Annotated in this window: 21 protein-coding genes; 14 read left to right on the top strand and 7 right to left on the bottom strand. The window is 44.5% G+C overall.

Annotation, left to right across the window (positions count from 1 at the left end):
* Positions 1–48: 48 nt before the first annotated feature.
* The 11 genes from WDV74_RS07710 (at position 49) to WDV74_RS07760 (ending at position 9,568) form a co-directional block, all read left to right on the top strand.
* A complete protein-coding gene (locus WDV74_RS07710; protein WP_338885370.1) occupies positions 49–2,265 on the top strand; it encodes a hypothetical protein in 2,217 nt (738 codons plus the stop codon).
* Complete coding sequence (locus WDV74_RS07715) at positions 2,262–2,798, top strand: phage baseplate protein (protein ID WP_338885320.1); 537 nt, start codon at positions 2,262–2,264, stop codon at positions 2,796–2,798. The genes WDV74_RS07710 and WDV74_RS07715 overlap by 4 nt, the downstream gene beginning before the upstream one ends.
* Positions 2,798–3,115: a hypothetical protein gene (locus WDV74_RS07720; protein WP_338885321.1), complete on the top strand. Its 318-nt coding sequence runs from the start codon at positions 2,798–2,800 to the stop codon at positions 3,113–3,115. Before WDV74_RS07715 ends, WDV74_RS07720 begins: the two co-directional genes overlap by 1 nt.
* Complete coding sequence (locus tag WDV74_RS07725) at positions 3,081–3,896, top strand: hypothetical protein (RefSeq protein WP_338885322.1); 816 nt, start codon at positions 3,081–3,083, stop codon at positions 3,894–3,896. Before WDV74_RS07720 ends, WDV74_RS07725 begins: the two co-directional genes overlap by 35 nt.
* Positions 3,897–3,898: 2 nt before the next feature.
* Positions 3,899–4,594 (top strand): Gp138 family membrane-puncturing spike protein, encoded by a 696-nt coding sequence (locus WDV74_RS07730; protein ID WP_338885323.1) that lies wholly within the window; start codon positions 3,899–3,901, stop codon positions 4,592–4,594.
* A complete protein-coding gene (locus WDV74_RS07735; protein ID WP_338885371.1) occupies positions 4,591–4,935 on the top strand; it encodes a hypothetical protein in 345 nt (114 codons plus the stop codon). The genes WDV74_RS07730 and WDV74_RS07735 overlap by 4 nt, the downstream gene beginning before the upstream one ends.
* On the top strand, positions 4,928–6,115 hold the full coding sequence (locus WDV74_RS07740; RefSeq protein ID WP_338885372.1) for a baseplate J/gp47 family protein: 1,188 nt from the start codon (positions 4,928–4,930) through the stop codon (positions 6,113–6,115). The genes WDV74_RS07735 and WDV74_RS07740 overlap by 8 nt, the downstream gene beginning before the upstream one ends.
* The gene (locus WDV74_RS07745) at positions 6,112–6,765 is read left to right on the top strand and encodes a DUF2612 domain-containing protein (RefSeq protein ID WP_338885326.1); all 654 of its coding nucleotides are present in this window, start codon (positions 6,112–6,114) and stop codon (positions 6,763–6,765) included. The genes WDV74_RS07740 and WDV74_RS07745 overlap by 4 nt, the downstream gene beginning before the upstream one ends.
* A gap of 1 nt (position 6,766) precedes the next feature.
* Positions 6,767–7,969: a hypothetical protein gene (locus WDV74_RS07750; protein ID WP_338885373.1), complete on the top strand. Its 1,203-nt coding sequence runs from the start codon at positions 6,767–6,769 to the stop codon at positions 7,967–7,969.
* 353 nt (positions 7,970–8,322) lie between these two features.
* Positions 8,323–8,499: a hypothetical protein gene (locus WDV74_RS07755; protein ID WP_338885374.1), complete on the top strand. Its 177-nt coding sequence runs from the start codon at positions 8,323–8,325 to the stop codon at positions 8,497–8,499.
* Between the two features lie 4 nt (positions 8,500–8,503).
* The gene (locus WDV74_RS07760; protein WP_338885375.1) at positions 8,504–9,568 is read left to right on the top strand and encodes a hypothetical protein; all 1,065 of its coding nucleotides are present in this window, start codon (positions 8,504–8,506) and stop codon (positions 9,566–9,568) included.
* 73 nt (positions 9,569–9,641) lie between these two features.
* On the opposite strand, the gene WDV74_RS07765 is transcribed toward WDV74_RS07760, so the two are convergent.
* The 5 genes from WDV74_RS07765 to guaB all read right to left on the bottom strand — a co-directional run bounded on the left by WDV74_RS07765 (position 9,642) and on the right by guaB (position 16,684).
* Complete coding sequence (locus WDV74_RS07765; protein WP_338885376.1) at positions 9,642–10,298, bottom strand: glycosyltransferase; 657 nt, start codon at positions 10,296–10,298, stop codon at positions 9,642–9,644.
* The gene (locus WDV74_RS07770; protein ID WP_338883023.1) at positions 10,282–11,322 is read right to left on the bottom strand and encodes an IS630 family transposase; all 1,041 of its coding nucleotides are present in this window, start codon (positions 11,320–11,322) and stop codon (positions 10,282–10,284) included. Before WDV74_RS07770 ends, WDV74_RS07765 begins: the two co-directional genes overlap by 17 nt.
* 95 nt (positions 11,323–11,417) lie before the next feature.
* The gene (locus tag WDV74_RS07775; RefSeq protein WP_338885378.1) at positions 11,418–11,966 is read right to left on the bottom strand and encodes a hypothetical protein; all 549 of its coding nucleotides are present in this window, start codon (positions 11,964–11,966) and stop codon (positions 11,418–11,420) included.
* A gap of 1,592 nt (positions 11,967–13,558) precedes the next feature.
* Entirely contained in the window at positions 13,559–15,136 is a 1,578-nt protein-coding gene (gene guaA / locus WDV74_RS07780; protein ID WP_338885380.1) for a glutamine-hydrolyzing GMP synthase, read from the bottom strand.
* 81 nt (positions 15,137–15,217) lie between these two features.
* Positions 15,218–16,684 carry an IMP dehydrogenase gene (guaB, locus tag WDV74_RS07785; RefSeq protein WP_338885381.1) on the bottom strand — a complete coding sequence of 489 codons (1,467 nt, stop codon included), beginning with the start codon at positions 16,682–16,684 and terminating at the stop codon, positions 15,218–15,220.
* 173 nt (positions 16,685–16,857) lie between these two features.
* Here guaB and xseA point away from each other — a divergent pair, with 173 nt between their 5' ends.
* Together xseA and WDV74_RS07795 are read left to right on the top strand one after the other, a co-directional pair.
* Positions 16,858–18,207 (top strand): exodeoxyribonuclease VII large subunit, encoded by a 1,350-nt coding sequence (gene xseA, locus WDV74_RS07790; protein ID WP_338885382.1) that lies wholly within the window; start codon positions 16,858–16,860, stop codon positions 18,205–18,207.
* Positions 18,208–18,240: 33 nt separating this feature from the next.
* Positions 18,241–19,149 carry an alpha/beta fold hydrolase gene (locus tag WDV74_RS07795; protein WP_338885559.1) on the top strand — a complete coding sequence of 303 codons (909 nt, stop codon included), beginning with the start codon at positions 18,241–18,243 and terminating at the stop codon, positions 19,147–19,149.
* A gap of 22 nt (positions 19,150–19,171) precedes the next feature.
* On the opposite strand, the gene fghA is transcribed toward WDV74_RS07795, so the two are convergent.
* Complete coding sequence (fghA, locus tag WDV74_RS07800; RefSeq protein ID WP_338885383.1) at positions 19,172–20,035, bottom strand: S-formylglutathione hydrolase; 864 nt, start codon at positions 20,033–20,035, stop codon at positions 19,172–19,174.
* A gap of 100 nt (positions 20,036–20,135) precedes the next feature.
* The gene (locus tag WDV74_RS07805) at positions 20,136–21,245 is read right to left on the bottom strand and encodes an S-(hydroxymethyl)glutathione dehydrogenase/class III alcohol dehydrogenase (RefSeq protein ID WP_273557401.1); all 1,110 of its coding nucleotides are present in this window, start codon (positions 21,243–21,245) and stop codon (positions 20,136–20,138) included.
* A 651-nt stretch (positions 21,246–21,896) separates the two neighbouring features.
* Between WDV74_RS07805 and sfnG the strand changes: the two genes are divergently transcribed.
* Positions 21,897–22,979 (top strand): dimethylsulfone monooxygenase SfnG, encoded by a 1,083-nt coding sequence (gene sfnG / locus WDV74_RS07810; RefSeq protein WP_273557402.1) that lies wholly within the window; start codon positions 21,897–21,899, stop codon positions 22,977–22,979.
* Positions 22,980–23,125 lie beyond the last annotated feature (146 nt).

Genomic DNA, 23,125 nt, shown 5'->3' on the forward strand with positions numbered 1-23,125 from the left:
CTATAACGAAGCGTTAGCGGCATCCATGGACAGAACGAGGTAACACACATGTCACTGCTCGATACCTTTGTTCAGGTATTTGAATTTGATACCCGGCAGGCGGACGCGGCGTTTGAACAATTCCGCCGCGCCACCGATGACATGATCGCCGACATGAAAAAAGCGCAGCAGGCCGCCGAAGCAGGTTCAGCCGGGGTTGGTCAGTTTGTGCAGGAACTGGCCGCCTCCTTGCAGGAAATATCAGGCGGCGGGGGCGTCGATATTGATGTTGATCTGCATGACACGCAGGAAAAACTGACATCCGTGCGGGAAAAAATCCGTGAGCTGGAAACCGCGCTTGCCACACTGGACAGCCAGCGCGAACAGGCCAGTCTTGGCTTGCAGGACAGCGGCGCAACCGTCAGCGAACTGACAGCACAGTATGACCAGCTCCAAGGGGAACTCAGTATTCTCAATGGCGAGCTGGCCAGTCTGACGGAAGCCGAGCAAAAGAACGCCAAAGCGAAAGAGGCGGTTAACGCGATTGTCGAGGCATTACAGGCCGATTACGCCAAGTTTGTCGCCACCATGCGCACGCAAGGCATTCAGGCCGCCATTGAGGAAACCAAAGCCCAGACCCAGTTGCAACGTGCGTTAACCGACACGGAGGGCAAATATCAGGCGGCGGGGGAATCGGTCGCGGGTTTTGCTACCAAAGCCCTCGGTGCAGTCGGTATTGTCATGAGCATTGGCGGGATTTTTACCGATGCCGTATCACGCTCACAGGAAATCGAGGCACTGGATAAACTGGGTAAGAAAATCGGGATTGCCACGGAAGATGTCGATGCGTTTGGTGGGGCACTGGCAGAACTGGGCGGCTCACGGGATGCTGCGCAAGCTGACCTTGAGGCGATGTCACAGGCGTTCGGCAAGACTACGAATAAGATGGAAAAAATCCTCGCTACCGCCGACAAAGTGCAGGGCATGAAATTTGACAAGGCAAAGGCCACACTTGCTGATCTTGGTGTGTCTGATGACAAGACCGTCGAACTGATGATGAAAGGCCGTAAAGAGCTGGAACGGGTGATGGGGATTCAGAAAGAGTACTCTGGTATCACCAAGGAAAGCATCGAAAAGTCTGTCAAGTTTAATGCTGCCATGAATAAGTTTCAGCAATCTTCCGGCCTGCTCAAAAACAGCTTTCTGGAGATGGTGATCCCCATTTTGTCCAAAGGGATGGACTGGCTTTCCCTATTTATTGGCTTCTGCAAAGAAAACAAGAACCTGATTATTGGTTTCTTTCTTGCCATTGGTCTTGCGGTGGCCGCGTTTTACGTGCCGCCGATGTTAGCCGCCGCCGCGGCTACTTTAGCCGCGACATGGCCAATATTGGCGATTATCGCCATCATTGCATTATTGGCCGCCGCGTTCGCGATTGTTTACGACGATATTATGAACTTTATCGACGGCAATGATTCGTTGATCGGTCGCATACTGGATAAGTACCCGCTGCTCAAAAAAGTGGTGCTGATGCTGTGGAATGCATGGCAAACCCTGTTTGGCTATCTCAAAACAGCAGTGAAGTTTGTCACCGATATCGTCATCGCCGCCTTTAACACCATGGATCAGAAGATCACGGCATTTATCAACTGGCTGTTGGGTTCGGTTGCTTCTTTGGCTAAATGGGGCGGTCAGTTCAGTGGCGTGTTTGATACCGTCTCGGATGTGGTGGTCGGTGCGTTTAAATGGATGTGGGAGCAGGTGCAGAAAGTGATTGGCTGGATAAGCAACGGGCTGGATGCGGTTTCTAAAGGCATCAGTACGGTCAAAGGCTGGTTTGGCTTTGGGGGGGATAAACAAGTCAACCTGGAGCAGAACGTGGATCAACAAGTTACGACCCAAGACGCGGAACAATACCTGGATGTGCTGGCTGACAAACGTAAAAGCGCACAAGAGTCGGGCATCGATACGGGGGAGTTGGATAAAGAGATCCGGTTACTGCGTCAGCAATTGGCAGACGGGAACAATGCGGCTGACGTGGTAGCGGGCATTGAGGCGGCGAATAAAAAACTGACGATGGCGGCGCAAAACCCGTTAAATCCGGTCACCAGCCAGGCTATCAGCAACCAGTCACACCAGACCCATGAAACCAATACGCAGATCGGCGAAGTCAATATCACGACGCAGGCCACGGATGCGCAGGGCGTCGCCCAGGATATGAAAGGTGAATTGAATAACCAACTGAAAGATTTAGGCCAGCAAACGTCAACGGGAGTCGCTAAATGATCACTGAGGTGAAAATTTTCAATGTGAATACCTTTGCCACTGTGTTTGAAAGTGCCAGTCCGATACAACTCAGTATCCGGGATGAACATAAGGTCACGAAGTTTCAGGTGGAGAACGGCGAAACCCGCAGCGATCATGTGGTCGTTGAAGCCGTTGAGATTGGCATGGAATTGTTGCTGACCGGCGAATTGAAAAACAGTTTCTCGGCTATGCAGCAAGCCTACGATACCCATCAGTTAGTTGGCATACAGACACGGGTGAAAACTTACCAGCCGATGCTTCTCGTCAACTTCTACCATGATGAAATCGCGGAGATGGCGGACGCGATCAAGTTGTCTCTACGGTTCAGTGAGTGGCGCACGGTTGAGCCAGAATACGGTGAACTGCCGCCCCGGAAAGTGGCGAAAAAAAGCCAATCTGGCACGGTCAACCGGGGCAATGTCCAGACCAGGGACGTTGAGGGCAAGAAAAAATCTGTTGCCACCAAAATCATGGATGGCGAGAGTCTATTTGGAAAAAGTGGAGGCCAATAATGCGCGAAATCCCGTTACGGGCTATTCCTAATCAGCGACTGGCGGTGACATTAGATGATGCCAATTGGGTGATCACCCTCAAAGCCGCCAGAAACATGATGCTATGCGATATCCAGCGCGATGAGGTGATAGTGGTTCAGGGTAGCCGCTTAGTGCCTAATACGCGGTTAATTCCTTATGCCTATCTTAGCACCGGCAATTTTGTTTTGTTGACCGAAAATCACGAATTGCCCTGGTGGGAAAAGTTCGAATCCACCCAAACGTTAATTTACTGGAGTCCCGATGATAGATCTGCGACGCATCCGGCTGGGGATTGAAGTCAGCGGGCGGCTGAACTGGTACGAAGGCATGCGTATCTCGGCTTCCGGCACCAAGTACGCCAATCCCCTGCAAAATGAATGCACCGTGAATATTGATGGCTTAAGCAGCGACACCCGCGATTTTCTCCTTACCCAAACCAGCCCTTACACCAAAAGCAAGCAACCGCGCCGCCTGATACTGGAAGCGGGGCGGGTGAATACGGGGCTGTTTCGGGTGTTTGTTGGCGATATTGTCAGCGCTGAAATTGCCTCGCCACCGGATGTCACACTGACACTGAAAGCCAAAACGGGTAACAGCCGCAGTGGCGATATTGTTTCCTCCTCTGGCGGGGCACTGAAAAAACTGTCCGAGATAGCACAGGGCATTGCCAATGACTGTAAGGTCAAACTGGATTTTCAGGCCACCGATAAGCAGATTGCCAATTGGTATTACTGCGGGGCGGCCTTGTCGCAAATTACCCGCTTACAGGAAGCAGGCGGCGTCAAAGTCTTTATTGATGATGAGGTGCTGTACGTCAAAGACAGCGATAAGGCGTTGAAAAATCGCTTGCGTATTCTGAACATGAAGTCCGGCATGGTGGGTATTCCCAAAGCCACCGAAAAGGGTTTAGATGTCAGTTTTCTGATTGACGGTGAATCTTTTCTGGGCGGCCTGTTGCGGCTGGACAGCAAACTGAATAAGTCGCTGAACGGCGATTACATTATCGAGCAACTGAAGTTCGATATTGCCTCTCATGATGATGCCTTTTTCTACACCGCCACTTGCAAACGAGCCTAACGATGAACAATCAACCCAATAGCGATATGGCGAGCGAAGGCAGTCTCGCCGGGCAGTTTATGGCGGCATTCCGTAACCTACTGCTCAATGTCGAAGATATGCTGCCTGCCACCGTCGTCAGTTATGACGAGGCGACCAACCGTGCCGTCATCAAACCGCTGGTGATGATGGCGACCACGGAGGGCCAAACGATATCTCGTGCGCCGGTGCATAACATTCCGGTGTTTCGTTTTGGCGGGGGCGGTTTCTTTCTACGTGTGCCGCTTAAACCTGGGGATTTTGGCTGGCTGAAAGCCAATGACCGTGATATCAGCCTGATATTCCAGCGCGGTGGACAGGAAGATCAGCCCAACACCGCCCGGCTCCATTCGTTCAGCGATGCGATGTTTTTTCCTGACACGATAAAAGGCTGGGTCATTGATGGCAAAAATCTGGATGCGCTGGTTATCCAGTCGCTGGACGGCCGCGTTTGCCTTTCTCTTCACAGCGATAAAGCCGTACTGGACACGCCGAAATTCGAGATCAACGCGCCTGAAACGATATTCACTGGCAATGTCACCATCAATGGTAACCATGCGGTCAACGGTAACAGCGATTCTTATGGCGGCACAATGCGGCATAACGGCCACAATATCGGGGATACCCATCAACACAGCGGGGTACGAACCGGTGATGGCAATACGGGGACGCCACTATGATCACGTTTTCTGTGGATGACAATAACGATTTAATGCTGGGCGATGACGGTAATCTGTCGCTTTGCCAAGGTGAACAGGCGGTTAAAAACCTGTGTATCCACTACGCCCGTGCATTACGGGGCGAGATGCTGCACAAGGTGGATAAGGGTATTCCTTACTGGAAAACCACCTTCGGGCGTCACGCGGATATTCCGATGTTTGAAGCGGCGTTCCGTGAGCGGATGCGTGAGGTGGACGGGGTAGATGAGGTCGCTTCCTTTCAGGCTGAAATGGTGGATGACGAACTGCGTTATGTTACCGTGATCCGCTCAATATATGGGAGTTTTACCCTCAATGGCTGATTATCATTACATTACCCGACAGGGCGTGATTGTACCGGATACGGCAGACTTGCGCGACGCCGTGGAAGCCGATTTTCGCGCAGCGTTCGGGCAGGACATCGATCTGTCACCGGAAACCCCACAGGGTGTACTGGTGACGATGGAAACCGAGAACCGCGACGCGATGGTCAGAAACAACGCGGAGCTGGCTAACCAGATTAACCCCGATATCGCGGGCGGAATATTTCTGGATGCGATTTGGGCGTTGATGGGTGGCAGTCGTTTTGCGGCCACCCGTTCTTACCTGTCCAATGTTGAATTTGGCGGCGTGCCCGATACCGTTATCCCTCAAGGAGCGCAGGCGGAATCAGTCACCGGTGTACGGTTTGAAACCATCAGTACCCTGATTATCGGTAAAGAGGGTAAAACCACCGGCGATATGCGGGCGGTCTTGTTCGGCGCAATTGAATGTAAGGCCGGCCACCTTGAACGGGTGGTCAGTTCTATTCTGGGTTGGGAAACCGTCAGCAATCCTACCCATGCGGTGGTGGGGCGGGAAGCTGAATCCGATATCAGCGCGCGACAGCGGCGCAAACAGACGCTGGCAAAAAATACCGTCAGCGTGGGTGAGGCGATCACCTCGTCGCTGTACGAACTGGAGGGGGTGAATTCGTTGTCATTTCGTGAAAACTATTCCCCTCAAATCATCACGGTTGATGGCATTAAATTGTTGCCTCATAGCGTCTATGTCTGCGTGGAAGGGGGTGACCGTGAAGAAATTGCCCGGGCCTTATTGCGGACCAAAACCATCGGTGCAGCCTATAACGGCAAGGAAATCGTCACCGTGACCGAACGCGTGAGTGGTCAGGAGTATGAGATCCGCTTTGACCGTCCAACGGAAAAAATTACCTTCTGTCGTGTTACCGTGAAAAAATCCACGATGGATGCACAAAGTATTATTCCTGCCGCTATTGAGCGGTGGGTACGGGGAGAGCTGGAAGGTGATAGCGGGCTGGTGGTCGGGCGTGAAGTGTCGCCGTTTGAAATCTCTGCCGCGATCAACAGCATTGAACCCCGGCTCTTTATCACCAAGGTGGAGCTGTCAACCGAGGGTCAGAACTGGTTGATAGGGACGATCCCCATCAAACTCAATGAAGTAGCACGGCTGCATCGGGGCTCAGTACAGGTGGTGATCGTATGAAGATACAACAATTGGATTTTCATTCTGACCTGCTGCGCGCCATCCTCTGGCAATACGAAAATGCGCCGAAACTCAACACACTGGCACACCGCAAAGCCGCGTATTTTGAGCAGAGTAATGTCGCGTTCTGGCGCAACTGGTATCGCAATGTCTTCAATATCGACACCGCTAACGATTTCGGGTTGGCCGTCTGGGCGCGTATCCTGGATGTATCTTTGGGTATTGATGTGGCACCCAGTGACAAAACCAAAATCGGCTTGGGTTTCGGCAAGAAACGCAACTTTAAGGGGAATTTCCGGCGTAATGCCGATTACACCCTGATGCTAACCACCAGCCAGAAGCGCCTAATCATTCGTATGCGTTATTTTAACCTGACGCAAAGCCCTACGGTTGTCAATATCAACACGTTTCTGGCGCGTTTTTTCTGGCGTGATGACAGTAAAGTGTTTGTACTCGATCCGCTCGACATGACCTATATGTATTACGTCTTCAACTTCAACCCTGATGAAAACTTGCGGGTGTTGTTGGAAAACTTTGACCTGATGCCACGTCCTTCTGGCGTGGGTGTCAAATACCGCGTTGTCACCAAAAAAGCCTTTGGCTTTGGCAAAAAACACACCAACTACTTAAGCAGTAACTTCGGAGCTTAATATGACAAAAATCTTTAAAACTCCCTTTGCGGCGCAAGGGGACAAGGTTGCTATTCCTAATGAAGTCCAGCCAGACGGCGCAGTTTCTTATACACAAGGTTACGGCTACGATTACGAACGTGATCAGAATACCGATCCAGCAGCGAAAGATATCGAACGCGAGAAAATGAATGGCATTTTCCACGATATCACCGAAGCGGTGGGAGAGATGCAGACCTTTGGCGCGGCGCAATGGACAGTAGAGGCACAGCCTTACCCGTTACGTGGGCTGGTCTACCATAAGCAAAAGCTGTGGCAGTCACGGATTGAGAATAACAAGGAAGAGCCAACTGCTGGTAATGCCTGGATTGAGTTAAAAGCCGATTTGACTGCAGGTGAAGTGGGGGCGTACAACAAAGAAGAGGCTAATCAGCGCTTCCAGCCATTGGGGAACTATACACCTGCAGGGCACAGCTATAGCAAGGAAGAGTCCGATACCCGTTTTCAGCCGAAAGGCAACTACCAACCTACAGGTAATTACTCGCTGAAAGGGGAGAGTTATCTTAAGTCAGAATCAGATGTGAAATACCAGCCGATGGGGAATTATCTGACTGCCGGGTATAGCTATTCGAAAGATGAGAGTGATGGACGTTTCCAGCCAAAAGGCAACTATGCCCCTACCGGGAACTACGCCATGAAAGGGGAAAGTTACACCAGACCGGAATCGGACAATAAGTACCAACCTAAAGGTAGTTATCAGCCTGCAGGTAATTACGCCGTTCGCGGGGAAAGCTACACAAAAAGGGAGTCTGATGATAAATATCAGCCACGAGGGAATTATCAACCAGCCGGAAGTTATCAACCCAAAGGAAATTACCAGCCTGCAGGGAATTATGCGGTTAGAGGAGAGTGTTATACCAGAGGGGAGAGTGATAATAGGTATCTCAAATCCAGAGGGGGAACAACGCTTGTTTATAACGGACCGGGGATTACTGATGGTCAAGCTGCATCACTCAGCCAAGATTACCGAGGGCGTTTTATGTTTTTTCAGGATGCAGATGGTGATTATACTACGTTGGCAATTTTTCCCGAAGACTGGGCAACTATGGGGGTTACATCTGGAAGTAACGGATATGCACATTTGAGATTAGAAAATAATGGCAGAACATTACGGTGTGTATATCAAGGGAGTAACGCCAAAGTATCCAAGGTATGGGTTCTCTGAATTATATAAAACTTGCCTGTTAGTTTTCCGTGAATAAAAAAAGTTATTGTAAACTGTTTTTGTATTTTTTAAGGAGCTATAAATTCTTATTCAAGTCTATTTTTACATTACTTGCCAGTTAAATGTGCTGTTTTATTAATTGTGAAATGAATTTTATTAGTTGTTTTCTTGGTGTTGAATATCATTTTTATGTTATAAAATGTGACGCATGAATGTCTAATCTATTCATTGAAAAACAACTAAATAGATTCTTCCGTATTGATAAACCGAATTATTGATGTTTATAGGCGGAAATGACCAACCGCCTTCATATTATTTAGCAATGTATTTTGTTGATTAAATGAGGGTTAAATATGAATACTCAAGATAGCAAACCTGATAAGGCACCGAAAAAAGATAATGTGTTTCCTGATATCCCAATCAGGAAAAAACAAATTGCCACGTTAAGCCAAGCTGAAAGCGGTGTCAGTAATATCTTTGGCTTTGGCTATTCACATGCCAATTTTTTCAACAGCCACTTCGGAGCCTAATACCATGACAAAAACATTTAAAGTGCCCTTTGCAGTTCAGGGAGATAGATTTTCTATTCCTGATGAAGTTCAAGCTGATGGTGCTGTTTCCTATACACAAGGTTATGGTAGTGGATATGGACTTGATCCAAACGAAGATCCCACCGCAATGAATATTGAACGTGAAAAGATGAACGGGATTTTTCACGATATCACCGAAGCCGTGGGTGAAATGCAGACTTTTGGAGCCGCGCAATGGGCAGTTGAGGCACAGCCTTATCCTCTGCGAACACTGGTCTATCACAATAAAAAAATCTGGCAATCACGTATTGAAAACAATAAGGAAGAACCAACGGTAGGCAATGCCTGGATAGAGCTTAAAGCCGATCTGACTGCCGATGAGGTGGGGGCGTATAGCAAAGAAGAGTCCAATAAGCGCTTCCAACCTCTGGGTAATTACACGCCAGCGGGTTATGGTTACAGCAAGGAGGAGTCGGATACTCGTTTTCAACGGAAAGGTAACTATCAACCTGCCGGGAACTATGCTCTGAAAGGCGAAGGTTATACCAAACCAGAATCTGATGCTAGGTATCAGCCCAAAGGTAATTACCAACCAGCAGGGAATTATGCCGTTCGTGGGGAAAGTTACACGAGACGGGAATCCGATGGTAAATATCAACCGCGTGGAAATTACCAACAGGCAGGGAACTATCAGCCAGCAGGGAATTACCAACCAGCTGGGAATTATGCACTGAGAGGAGAAAGTTATACGAAAGGGGAAAGTGATAGGCGGTATCTTGCTTTAGGTGCTAGAGGAGTAACAACGTTAGCTTCAAGATTAAACCTTAATGATAACCAAACAGTATACCTTGGTCGTGACTGCAGAGGAAAAGTCATATGGGTGTATGGAAATGAAGAAAGTTATATTGGAGGTGCAATGACTATAATTCCTAGTGATTATTACTCCGTGACAACACATCATGGGGGAGATGGTAGAATGACATTAACACTAATAAACAATGGTACAACACTAAAGGTAATTTATACGCAAAATAATACAAGATTGACCAGGGTTGATGTTTGGGATTAATATAAATTCTGTTGCTCTATTTTAATTTATTGAGCAACAGGTGTTTTTATGATTCTTATTTTATAATGCGATCTTAACTGGGTGTGTTATTTTTCACGGTATTTTTCAATGCATCCTCAAATTTAATTTTGAATTTTTCATAGTTCATATTTTCTTTAGACCACTGAAAAGCATTTTTACTCATTGATTCATACAAAGATGTTTTTTTGAGTAAATGTATAATTTCAACAACACAATCAATATGTGAAAGTAACTTAGGCTCTGTTAATTGATCATTAATTGGGTCATATACTTGGTGGGGAAAATCTACATCAATACCCGTCAGTTTCTTATGTTCATCAATTGAAATGGTGGGTTTTAAACCTATACCACAATATCCGTTTTTAATGGCTTCAGGCTGGCCATCTACAAATGGGAATATAACAGGAACTCCATATGACAATGCTTCAATGCATGATAAACCGAATGGTTCAGTAACAGGAGTACTTAGATATATATCAATCTTCTTATAAAATGATGTCATATCAGACTGATAACCAAGAAATTTAACTTTGTCTTCTATTCCTAATTTATAAGTTAATTCTTCCAAATTCTTTCTTATTTCACCGTCTCCAGCTATAAGCAGAGTGGCATTTATGCCTTTTTTAGTTAATTCATGAGTTATTAATATGGAAATACTTATACCTTTTAAACCAACCAACCTAAATAAACTTTCATAATAACGATACACTCATTTTTTTCATTCCCGGTTGTTGCCCGAATGAAAATGCAATCATAAATTCTTCAACGCACGCTAAGAGTTGCCACATATACTGACAGCAATGATTTCGGGTGACGGTTTCATGCAAGGATTGCCACAAGCGTTCAATCTTATTTAGCCATGGCGAATAGACCGGTAAAAATAACAGGTTAAATTGAGGATTTTGTTTTAGCCATTCCCTGACCTTATGGCTTTTGTGAATACCATAATTATCCAAAATCAACGTGATACTTTTGGCTTGACGATACTGACGATTAATTTTCTCTAACATATTGATAAATAAATCAGCGTTTTTCTTTATACCACCGACATAAGTCACTTGACCTGTTCGGACATCAAGGCAGCCTGCAAGGTAGTGCTTTTGGTTTTTCCCCGGTGTCATCACGCGTTTTTGTTGTCCTTTTAGACACCAGTCTGCCCCGATTTTAGGATTCAGATCGATATCGACTTCATCTTCATAAAAAACAAGATGTTGCTCTGATGCGTTGGCTAAGGCTTCGGTGATTTTTGCCATTTTTTCGTCATACTCCGGATCAGGCTTTTTGACAGTAGGCGCCGCTCTTCGCCAGACAATACCCACCTGACAAAAGTAACGATAAAGCGTACTTTTCGACAGTGATACCCCTAATAATTCATTGATTATCTGAGTGATAAGTTCAATACTCCAGCGTGAACGCAAACAGTCAAAATCCTGCGGGGAGTGTGATAATAAGAACGACAACAAGCTAAAAATCGGGGCTAAATTCCATCGAGTAGGCCTTCCTCTCGGTAAGCTTTTTAATCCTTCCAGCCCATATAACGTTAACCAATTTATCCAACGATGGACGGAAGAACGTGAACAATGAAGGGTTCTGGCGATGTAAGAAACGGTCTGACCTTCATGTAACATCAAGAGTGCCATGAGTCGGCGGGCGTAATCTTTATCCCGGGTTTTATGAATAAATTTTTTCATCTGACGTCGTTCATTTCGGGGTATTGGTGCTATGATTCGCATCACTCAGTCCATTTTGGGATTTTTTTGATTTGGCGATTAATCAGATCGCAAAAATTGGACTGAGTTCCCTTCAAGTGATCTACTATTTTGAAAGCTTATTTAGATGCAGTTCCAAGAATAACATGTTTTTTGAGAGATTTTTGAGTATTTTCTTTGATCTTAATAGGCAATCTATTAATTACTTTATGAATGGGAAAGGTTGGGTTAAATCTTAATTCCATTATACGATATGATGCATGAGATGCTGCTATTCCACAATCAACCATAGAATAAAACTCCAATGTTTTTTTATTTATAGGATAGCGCCATGAACAACCATGATCATAATAAACTATATTGCCAGTTGGTTTTTTGAAAAACTTTGGAATAAAGTCCCATACTATAATTAAATCTGCATTCATTTTCTTTATTTTTTTGTTGAAAAATATTTTTCTTATAAATGTAGGGTATCGAATATCTAAGAAATTAAAAATTCTATTTGCATAGATAATTTTAAACTCAGACAGCTCAGGAAGAATATTTTTATTAATTTTATTGCTAGAACATATTACACAATTTTCAAAAGAGCTGTTCTTTAAATACTCAATAAATAGACGCTCAGCTCCACCAAATCCGTGTAAGTTAATCAGATGTAACAGTTTCATATAATTACTCCGTTATGGTTTTATTCTTTTCACACAATTTCTAATAAAAAATGTATAAAACATAATTTTTATTATTATTTTAAGGCTTTCTTTTTATAACTGGTTATGTATTGACAGTTTGAGATCTATATTTTTTCAAATTTAATAATAAAAACCTTCATACCACACCATATTAAGTTTTTATTAATTATATTAGTTGGGTTTTATGTTTCGTCAATGTAGGCAGTGAACTGATACGTTGTAGAGGTGATATCTAATCTAGGATCAGTGCAGAAGCTACTGAGTCATACTGATTAGCAATCAGCAAACAATTGCTGTTCATTTTAAGTTCTCTTTATTCCTAATTACGAAGGAGAAATATTCGTAACAGATTGGTTTTCAAGGGTATTAATAAGGGTTTATATTAGGAAGAAGTGATTTAATTTATTGATTTTATTGGAAATAACAACGAATTTAAAATCCCTCGACCTTACTTTTGATAGCTCAAGAAAAATCGCTGAACGGACTTATCGACGTTCAGAGTGCATAATCGTATTGTCCGACGTCTGGCTGCTTGAATTCGTAAGAGGCTCGCCGCGAAATACACGCGGTGGTATCCAATTGTCTGCCGGATTTTCCTTTTTCTTGCTATTAAATTGTTCCAAAGTCAGGTTCTCCAGTAAATGAGTCGATAGCGTTTGAACGTGGTTTATTGAAATGCCTCCATGTGGTACGAGGGAGTTTTACGGGGTTATTTTGGAATTTGATAAATGCTGTACAAAAAAAAGTCATCAATCAGGTTGCGTAATTACAAGAGTCGATATATTGTGATTAAAGTGATAGCTATATCACGTAGCTTATTGGCTTTTCTCGAATGGTGAGAAACAGTGACATAGTGTTATCACAGGTTTATTTATTTCAGACACTTTACCTCGCTTCGGCGAGGTTTTTTATTTTCTGGGGGAATGAAAATGGTTAAGGTGAACGTCAGCATTATCGTTGCTTGTCTTGTCACCGTACTTTTCAGATAGTTAGGGATATCACTATGTTCCTGCATCTGATGTGAATAGCAATATTGGGGTTATTGACAACTGACCAGCCTCAGTTCAGCCATTAACTTGCCTGCCCGCCGTCTGACCTTAAGAAGCCGTTTCAGAGATTGTATCAAGAAGACTGGGGGAGTAGTCGGTAGCCGGGTTCAGGGTATGTTATTGAAGGTGGGAGATGTTAGGAGAAAGTGTGTTAATGAGGGTAGGAACAGTACGCCCCTCTTTCAGTAAGAATCTAATCGAGGGGCGTTTTACTAGGCGGGTAGTCAGAGTTCATTTAATCATCCCATCTGAGGCTCATCATGGCAGCAAAAAGACCAGACGCACAGATTAAGCCAAGAATTAATAGAAACATAATAACCTCTTTGAATTGTATTTAACGCATTTCGATAGAAATACCTCGCTGAGCTTATAACGGTGAAGTGCATAGATAACGACTAGATTCTAGCTGAATAAATCAATATGGCAACCTTTTACTGAGTGACAAACAAAAAAAACCATCAGTAACTTACTGATGGTTTCAAATTTATAAACGCTTAAATTTTATTGTCAATTTATCGTAAACTATTCCCACTCAATCGTTGCTGGCGGTTTACCACTGATGTCATAGACTACTCGTGAAATACCATCAATTTCATTAATGATTCTGTTCGAGACACGGCCCAAGAAGTCATATGGCAGATGCGCCCAATGAGCGGTCATAAAGTCAATAGTTTCTACCGCACGCAAGGATACAACCCAGTCGTATTTACGGCCATCTCCCATAACACCCACAGAGCGAACTGGCAGGAATACGGTAAATGCCTGGCTGACTTTATGGTACAGATCTGCCTTATGCAGTTCTTCGATAAAGATAGCATCAGCACGGCGTAGCAGGTCACAATATTCTTTTTTCACTTCGCCCAATACGCGAACACCAAGGCCTGGTCCTGGGAATGGATGGCGATACAGCATGTCATATGGCAGGCCTAATTCCAGACCGATACGGCGTACTTCGTCTTTGAACAATTCTTTCAGTGGTTCAACCAGACCCAGTTTCATATCTTCTGGCAGGCCGCCAACATTGTGGTGAGATTTAATCACATGGGCGTTGCCAGTTGCAGATGCTGCGGACTCGATGACATCTGGATAAATCGTGCCCTGTGCCAACCATTTCACCTGAGTTTGTTTCGATGCTTCTTCGTCAAACACATCAATAAATACGTGACCGATAGTTTTGCGTTTAGCTTCTGGCTCATCAATGCCTGCCAGTGCAGACAGGAAGCGCTCTTCCGCTTTAACATGCACGATGTTCAGGTCAAATTTACCTGCAAACATCTCCATCACTTGATCCGCTTCGTTCAAACGCAGCAAACCATTATCGACGAAAACGCAAGTTAAGCGCTTACCAATTGCACGGTTCAACAGCAGTGCGGTGACCGAAGAATCCACGCCGCCAGACAGAGCCAAAATAACATGGTCATCACCAATCTGCGTACGCAGACGTTCTACGATATCATCGATGATAGAAGCAGGCGTCCACAAAGCTTCACATTGACAAATATCCAGTACAAAACGTTGCAGGATATTCAGGCCTTGGTGAGTATGGGTGACTTCAGGATGGAACTGTACGCCATAAAAACGTTTTTCATCGTTAGCCATGATAGCAAACGGGCAAGTATCTGTGCTGGCAATGGTTGTAAAGTCAGCAGGGATTGCCGTTACTTTGTCACCATGGCTCATCCATACATCCAGCAGCGGTTTGCCGGTTTCGCTCAGGGCATCTTGGATATCGCGGAATAGTTCACAATGATTCTTGATTTCAACCTGCGCATAACCAAATTCGCGCTCATTAGAGTTGGAAACTTGACCGCCCAATTGCATAGACATGGTTTGCATACCGTAGCAAATACCCAACACAGGTACACCTGCATTGAAAACATACTCCGGCGCACGTGGGCTATTGTGCTCAGTCGTACTTTCTGGTCCACCAGAAAGGATAATACCATTCGGATTAAATTCACGAATTTGTTCTTCAGTGACATTCCATGTCCAAAGTTCACAATAAACACCGATTTCACGAATGCGGCGAGCAATAAGCTGGGTATACTGCGAGCCAAAATCAAGGATCAGAATGCGATGCTGATGGATATTAGTTGTCATTTTGAGGTGAATTCCAAAAACAAGTGGCGATTAAAAAATAAAAAAAGTCAGTGGCCCAATGATGGGCCACTCTGAATAAAATTACAGACCTAAACGATAGTTTGGTGATTCTTTGGTGATCGTCACGTCATGAACGTGGCTTTCCTGAATACCTGCACCACTGATACGAACGAATTCGGCTTTAGTTCTTAGTTCATCAATGGTTGCACAACCCGTCAGTCCCATACAAGAACGTAAACCGCCCATTTGCTGGTGAACGATGGTTTTCAGCAGCCCCTTGTAAGCCACACGACCTTCAATACCTTCAGGAACCAGTTTGTCAGCCGCATTATCAGATTGGAAGTAACGATCTGAAGAGCCTTTGGACATTGCGCCCAAAGAACCCATGCCGCGATAAGATTTGAAAGAACGGCCTTGGTAAAGTTCGATTTCACCTGGAGATTCTTCTGTTCCTGCCAGCATGGAGCCAACCATCACACATGATGCACCCGCCGCAATTGCTTTAGCAATGTCACCAGAGAAACGGATACCACCGTCTGCAATAACAGGAATACCAGTGCCATTCAGTGCTTCAACTGCATCTGCAATGGCCGTGATTTGAGGAACACCGACACCAGTAACGATACGGGTTGTACAAATAGAACCAGGACCGATACCTACCTTAACGGCGTTCACACCTGCTTCTACTAGTGCCTTGGCACCTTCACCTGTCGCTACGTTACCGCCGATGATGGGCAGATCAGGATACTTAGCGCGAGTTTCACGAATACGCTGCAATACACCTTCAGAATGGCCATGGGAAGAGTCAATAAGCAGAACATCTACCCCCGCAGCAACCAATGCGTCAATACGTTCTTCGTTGCCAGAACCTGCTCCTACCGCAGCGCCAACCCGCAGGCGACCTTGTTCGTCTTTACATGCGTTTGGTTTACGCTCTGCTTTCTGGAAATCTTTCACGGTAATCAAGCCAAGCAAGTGGAAGTTATCATCAACAACCAGCGCTTTTTCAACACGTTGCTCGTGCATTTTTTGCAAAACCACTTCACGGGCTTCACCTTCTTTTACCGTCACCAAACGCTCTTTAGGCGTCATCACCGCAGTCACAGGTTGTTCCAGATCAGTCACAAAGCGCACATCACGACCAGTAATGATACCTACTAGTTCGTTTTTTCCTGTTACCACTGGGTAACCCGCAAAACCATTACGTTTGGCCAGTTCATGAACTTCGCGCAGAGTCGTTTGTGGCGTGACAGTGACAGGATCAGTCACCACACCGCTTTCATGTTTCTTCACGCGGCTGACTTCTTCAGCTTGGCGTTCAATTGACATATTTTTATGAATGAAGCCAATGCCCCCTTCTTGTGCCAGTGCGATTGCCAGTGAAGATTCCGTCACAGTATCCATGGCTGCGGAAAGCATAGGTATGTTCAGGCGAATAGCGGAAGTTAATTGAGTGGACAAATCTGCTGTGTTAGGCAAGACTGTTGAGTGGGCAGGAACCAACAATACATCGTCAAAAGTTAATGCTTCTTTTTTAATTCGTAACATGGGCAATATCTCACCAGGCTATGGAGCAATAAGAGGGATAAAATATTGCCGCGGCATTATACAGGCCGAAATCGGTTGCCTCCAGCATTTTTTGAAAAAAATTCTTGATTAGTAATATGATGGGATTAATATCAATCGATTAAGTCATTGTTTTAAAATTTGATCTAGCTCACATGTCACTACCAATCAATACCGGAATTTTTTCCGTTAGCCGTTTAAACCAGACTGTTCGTCAGTTACTTGAGTTGGAAATGGGCAGAATTTGGTTATCCGCCGAAATATCCAATTTTTCTCAGCCATCGTCAGGGCATTGGTACTTCACATTAAAAGATGAGCGAGCACAGGTTCGTGCGGCCATGTTTCGCAGCCACAATTTGAGGGCAACGTTTCGTCCACAAAATGGTCAGCAGGTATTGGTGCGGGCACAAATCACATTGTATGAGCCTAGGGGTGACTATCAACTGATTGTAGAAAGTATCCAGCCTGCCGGAGATGGTTTGCTGCAACAACAGTTTGAAATGTTAAAACAAAAGCTTTCTACTGAAGGCTTGTTCGATCAAATTCATAAAAAATCATTGCCTTCTCCGGCCAAACGACTCGGTGTTATCACTTCCATCAGTGGGGCAGCACTGCATGATATTTTGCATATCCTGAAACGCCGTGATCCTGCCTTGCCAATCGTCATTTATCCTACGGCTGTTCAGGGAGCCGAAGCGCCATTACAGATTATTCGGGCAATCGAACTAGCAAATGTACGACAAGAGTGTGATGTTTTGATTGTCGGGCGAGGGGGCGGATCTTTGGAAGATTTGTGGTGTTTCAATGATGAACACGTGGCACGGGCAATATTCCAAAGCCATATTCCCATTGTTAGTGCTGTCGGTCATGAAACCGATGTCACTATTGCGGATTTTGTCGCTGATTTACGCGCGCCAACACCTTCTGCGGCAGCAGAGTTAGTTAGCCGCAATCAAATAGAGTTATTGCGACAAATACAATCCCTGCAACAACGCCTGGAAATGGCAATGGATTATTTCTTTGCTCAAAAACAACAAAGAGTTAATGTATTGCAGCATCGCCTCCAGCAACAACGTCCTGATTTACAACTGGCGCGTCAGCAGAATCATTTAGCTGAATTACGGCAAAAATTGATTGATAGTTTTTCACATTGTCTAAAACAGCATTCAATTTCATATGAGAAGTTGAATCAGAGATTGCTGCAAATCCATCCTGAGCAGAGGATCCAGCGTCACAGCCAATCTATCCAGCAATTTGATTTTCGTTTGAAACAAGCCATTGAACGGCAATTGGGGCGTTATCGGGAAAAATTTGCGGTTTCTTGTTCACACCTGGAAGCTGTTAGCCCGCTGGCAACGTTGAGCCGCGGTTACAGTATTAGTGAAGCTCCTGATGGAAAGTTACTGAGACAGGTTAAGCAAGTGAAAGCAGGTGATATGCTGAAAACACGGTTGCAAGATGGCTGTATTGAGAGTCAGGTGATACAGGTTAAAAAAGCGAAGTAACATCCAATTAAAATAGAGAAGGAATTCAGATTGATGGATTTTAGCGGCTACATAGACAAGATCACTTATTACACTCATATATTAGGTAGAGAGACAAACTGTATTGCAGGAAGCGTAGAAGGCCTGAGTTATAAGTTGTACCAATCTATGGAGCAAGTGATGGGAGTGGTTATAGCCTATCATGGAGGTGGTGTAAACAGTCAGGCTGGCTATGGTATTTTCGCCCAGAAATTGAGCACGATGGCTCCTGTGGCCGTTTGCCTGGTAGATATTCGCGGCCATGGGCAATCTGACGGTGTAAGAGGCACGGTGGATTATCCAGAGAGAATTTGGCGTGATGTAGATATTATGCTTCAGGAGATGAAGCGTCTTTTCCCACTGGCGCGTCTCTATTTGTTTGGTCATTCTAGCGGTGCAGGCATGTTGTTGAATTATTTCACTCGTCATCGCCCGCAACATAAAGTTGATGGCTTATTTATGCTGGCATGTGAGCTAGGGCCGTTTGCCAACTTTAAACGCCAGCCTGATGATGCCCCGCCTTTTGCTGAAATAAGCCGATGGCCGTTTATCGTAAATACGTTGAGTAGGGGGCTGTTTTGCGGGCAAACTTTTGCCGTTAAATTCCGTTTTTCTGAAGAAGCACTTGCATCTATGGATGGTTTTGTTGAGCGCTATAGCGTCAATATGGCGAATGCCTTGACGCCGCGCTATCCAGATAAACAATTGGCTGCTTTGTCTTTACCTTCACATTTTTTAATTGCTGAAAAGGATGAGTTGTTTTCTCCCACGGCGATGAAAGAATTTGCCACTCGCTATGGTTCTTCATACCTCAAGGTGAGTGTTTTACCAAGGTGTTCCCATCTAGATTGTATTTTTGCCGTTGCTCCTTACTTATGTAAAAACTTAACTCAAGATTGGTCTAGTTTGCGGGAGACAAAATAATACCGGAGACGGAAATTGTGGTTTATCTCGGTTTGAGGCTCATTTTTTCCTCAGTATACTTTTGCATTGCTTTGGCATGATAAGTGATATGATCTTCAATAAAGCTGGCGATAAAGTAGTAGCTATGATCATATCCTGGCCGAAGATTTATCGTCACTGGATAACCGGTTTCATCGCAAATATCTTGCAACAAATGGGGGCGTAACTGTTCATCCAAAAAGTCGTCATTGAGGCCTTGATCTACCAAGATAGGAAGCAGTTCTTTCGCATTCTTAATCAGTTCCACCGTATCATATTGTTTCCAATCTGATATATCTTCACCAAGATAGGCTGAAAATGCTTTTATTCCCCATGGAACCTGGCTAGGAGCCACAATGGGTGAAAATGCTGACACACTGCAATAACGTCCTGGATTTTTCAATGCAATGGTCATTGCGCCATGACCGCCCATTGAGTGCCCACTGATTGCTCGTATATTCGTTACTTCGAAGTGGGTTTCAATCAGGTTGGGGAGTTCTGAAACAACATAATCATACATACGATAGTGTGAAACCCAAGGATGTTTTAATGCATTGAGATAAAAGCCAGCACCTTTGCCAAGATCATAGGCGGGATCGTCAGCAACCTCATCCCCTCGTGGGCTGGTATCTGGAGCCACAATAACGATACCCTGTTCAGCAGCATAATGTTGTGCACCTGATTTTGTAATAAAATTTTGCTCGTTGCAGGTCAAACCAGAAAGCCAGTAAAGAACAGGTAATCTTCTTTCTTTAATCTGAGGGGGTAAGAAAATTGCAAAACGCATCTGGCAACCCAAAACGTTTGATTCATGTTGATAGACATCCTGCCATCCCCCAAAACAGGCGTGATGTTCGATTCTTTCCATGATTTCCTCTCTAAAATTATTTGTTACAGTGATTATTTTATTACTTGTCAGATACCGTGTTGGCCGGCAACACGGTTTCCTGTCTACGATCCAAATTGAATCAGTAGTAAATGACGGTTCGGATTGATTTACCTTCATGCATCAGATCGAAAGCCTCATTAATGGATTCCAGAGGCATCGTATGGCTAACGAAAGGTGCCAGTTCGATTTCACCTTTCATTGCTTTTTCCACCATTCCCGGCAACTGGCTGCGTCCTTTTACGCCCCCGAAAGCGGTGCCTTTCCATGTACGTCCGGTAATAAGTTGGAATGGTCGGGTGGAAATTTCTTGTCCAGCACCCGCGACACCGATGATGACTGATTGTCCCCATCCTCGGTGTGCACATTCCAGAGCGGCACGCATGACATTGACATTACCGATACATTCGAAAGTATGATCAACACCCCATTGGGTCATTTCCAGAATGACCTGCTGGATTGGCTTATCGTAGTCATTGGGATTGAGGCAATCAGTGGCACCAAATTGCCTGGCAAGTTCAAATTTAGTTGGATTGGTATCAATGGCAATAATGCGTCCGGCCTTTGCCTGTCGAGCGCCCTGAACAACGGCCAGGCCAATCCCACCCAGTCCGAAAACGGCAACAGAATCTCCCGGCTGCACTTTGGCTGTGTTGTGTACGGCACCGATACCCGTAGTGACACCACAACCCAATAGGCAAACTTGTTCATGGTTTGCCGTTGGATTTATTTTTGCCACGGAGACTTCAGCAACGACAGTGTATTCACTGAATGTAGAACACCCCATGTAGTGATAGACAGGTTGTCCATTGTAAGAAAAGCGTGTTGTGCCATCTGGCATGAGGCCCTTGCCTTGTGTTTCACGGACTGCGATGCAAAGGTTTGTTTTCCCAGACTGACAGAACTCACATTTACCACATTCTGCCGCATATAATGGAATGACATGGTCACCGGGTTTGACACTTGTGACACCTTCACCCACTTCGACAACGACACCGGCACCTTCATGCCCCAGGATAACGGGGAATATGCCTTCAGGATCGCTACCTGAAAGGGTAAAGGCATCTGTATGGCAGACACCTGTATGGCTGATTTTTATCATTACTTCACCGGCTTTTGGTGGAGCAACATCAATTTCGATAATTTCGAGTGGCTTGTTTGGCCCAAAGGCGACGGCAGCACGTGATTTCATATAATCCCTCTTTGATTTTTTTGTACAGAATATTTTAATGCTTCTATTTGTCTGGATATTATCCGTATTGTTTGATTTTATTTTTGAGCTATGACCAATCAATCAATAAAAAATATTTATACACATCAATATCACTATCATTATGTAATATTGCCGGCTTCTGAAATTAATTCAATCTTAATAAAATTAGCGAGTTTGTGTATTTTTTTACAAATAAAATCGAAGTTATCGTATGGATTTTTATCAAATATTTTTTGTTATCAGCGTTTGGTTAAGTGGATATGCTAAGTGAACAATTTTCATAAAAACCCCATACCAATCGCCTTTCAAGATGCGTCTTATATCTTCCCGCTAAGCTGCAATTTGAGGTTGGATTGGTATATAACCATAGCGTTGTCAATTGACTTTAAACAGAGGAATAATGTCTTTTGTAAATTATTTAAAATAAAATGATAACTTTTATTGAGACCTGCTAATAATAAGCCCATCGACTAACCCATTTTATATCGTTCTATAAAAATCATTGAAGATGATATATCAATCGTCTTGCAAGATGCGTTTTATAATTTGCAAGCTGCAACTTGACGTTGGATTGGTATAAACGCCCTTACCAAGTAGCTCTATATTCTGATTTCAAATCATGGAGGTTTAATGGCTGAATTCAATTCTCAACCCATTAAATTTGCTTATTGGGTACCAAATGTTTCAGGTGGATTGGTTATAAGTAAAATCCCGCAACGTACCAACTGGGATCATACTTATAATCGCAGTCTGGCTCAAATCGCCGAAAGTGTAGGTTTTGACTACGCATTGACCCAAATTAGATTTACTGCTGGATATGGTGCTGAAAACCAGCATGAATCGATGACTTTTTCGCAAGATCTGCTTTCGGTAACCAATAAATTGAAAATCATTGCTGCCCTTTTACCTGGGCCCTGGAAACCGGTGTTGGCCGCTAAACAGATAGCAACAATCAGTCAACTTTATGGCGCCCGTATTGCGGTTAATATTGTTAGCGGTTGGTTTCGCGGTGAATTTAAAGCGATTGGTGAACCGTGGTTGGATCACGAAGAACGCTATTTACGTTCTGAAGAATTTATCCGTTGCTTGAAAGGGATCTGGTCACAACCTGCGTTCAGTTTTTCTGGTGATTTTTATCGTTTTCATGATTATATTTTAAACCCCAAGCCACAGACACCCTTACCGGAAATTTTTCAAGGAGGGAGTTCCAGAGCTGCCAGAGACATGGCTGCGCGCGTTTCTGATTGGTATTTTACTAATGGCGGCAGTGTGGAATATATTCAAAAACAAATTGACGATATCAGGGCTAAGGCGTTATTGAATCATCATCAGGTAAAAATAGGCGTTAACGGTTTTGCTATTGCCCGTGATAATGAGAAAGAAGCTCGCGCAGTATTACAGGATATTTTAGATAATAGTGATTTTGACGCGGTGAAAAGTTTCCATCATGAAGTTCAAAATGCGGGAAATGCATCACCAGAAAAAGAAGGGAACTGGGCAAAATCAACTTTTGAAGATCTTGTGCAGTATAATGACGGCTTTAAAACCAACCTTATTGGCACGCCATTACAAATAGCCCAACGAATTATTGAATATAAAAAAGTTGGCGTAAACCTGATGTTGCTTGGATTTTTGCATATGCAGGAAGAGCTAGAGTATTTTGGCAAAAATGTCATTCCACTTGTTAGAGAATTGGAACAACAAGCCGATTGAATAACGATTTATTGATTTTAAACGACAGTTTGAAATCTATTGGCTATATATCAATTTAACTTCAGGATGCGTGTGATTTCTCCCCCCGCGAAGCGGGGGAGAAACAATATGTATCTTGAAGCTTGAAGTGAGATCGAAATATCAGA

Source organism: Xenorhabdus sp. TH1 (assembly GCF_037260955.1).
GTDB classification, from domain to species: Bacteria; Pseudomonadota; Gammaproteobacteria; order Enterobacterales; family Enterobacteriaceae; genus Xenorhabdus; species Xenorhabdus griffiniae.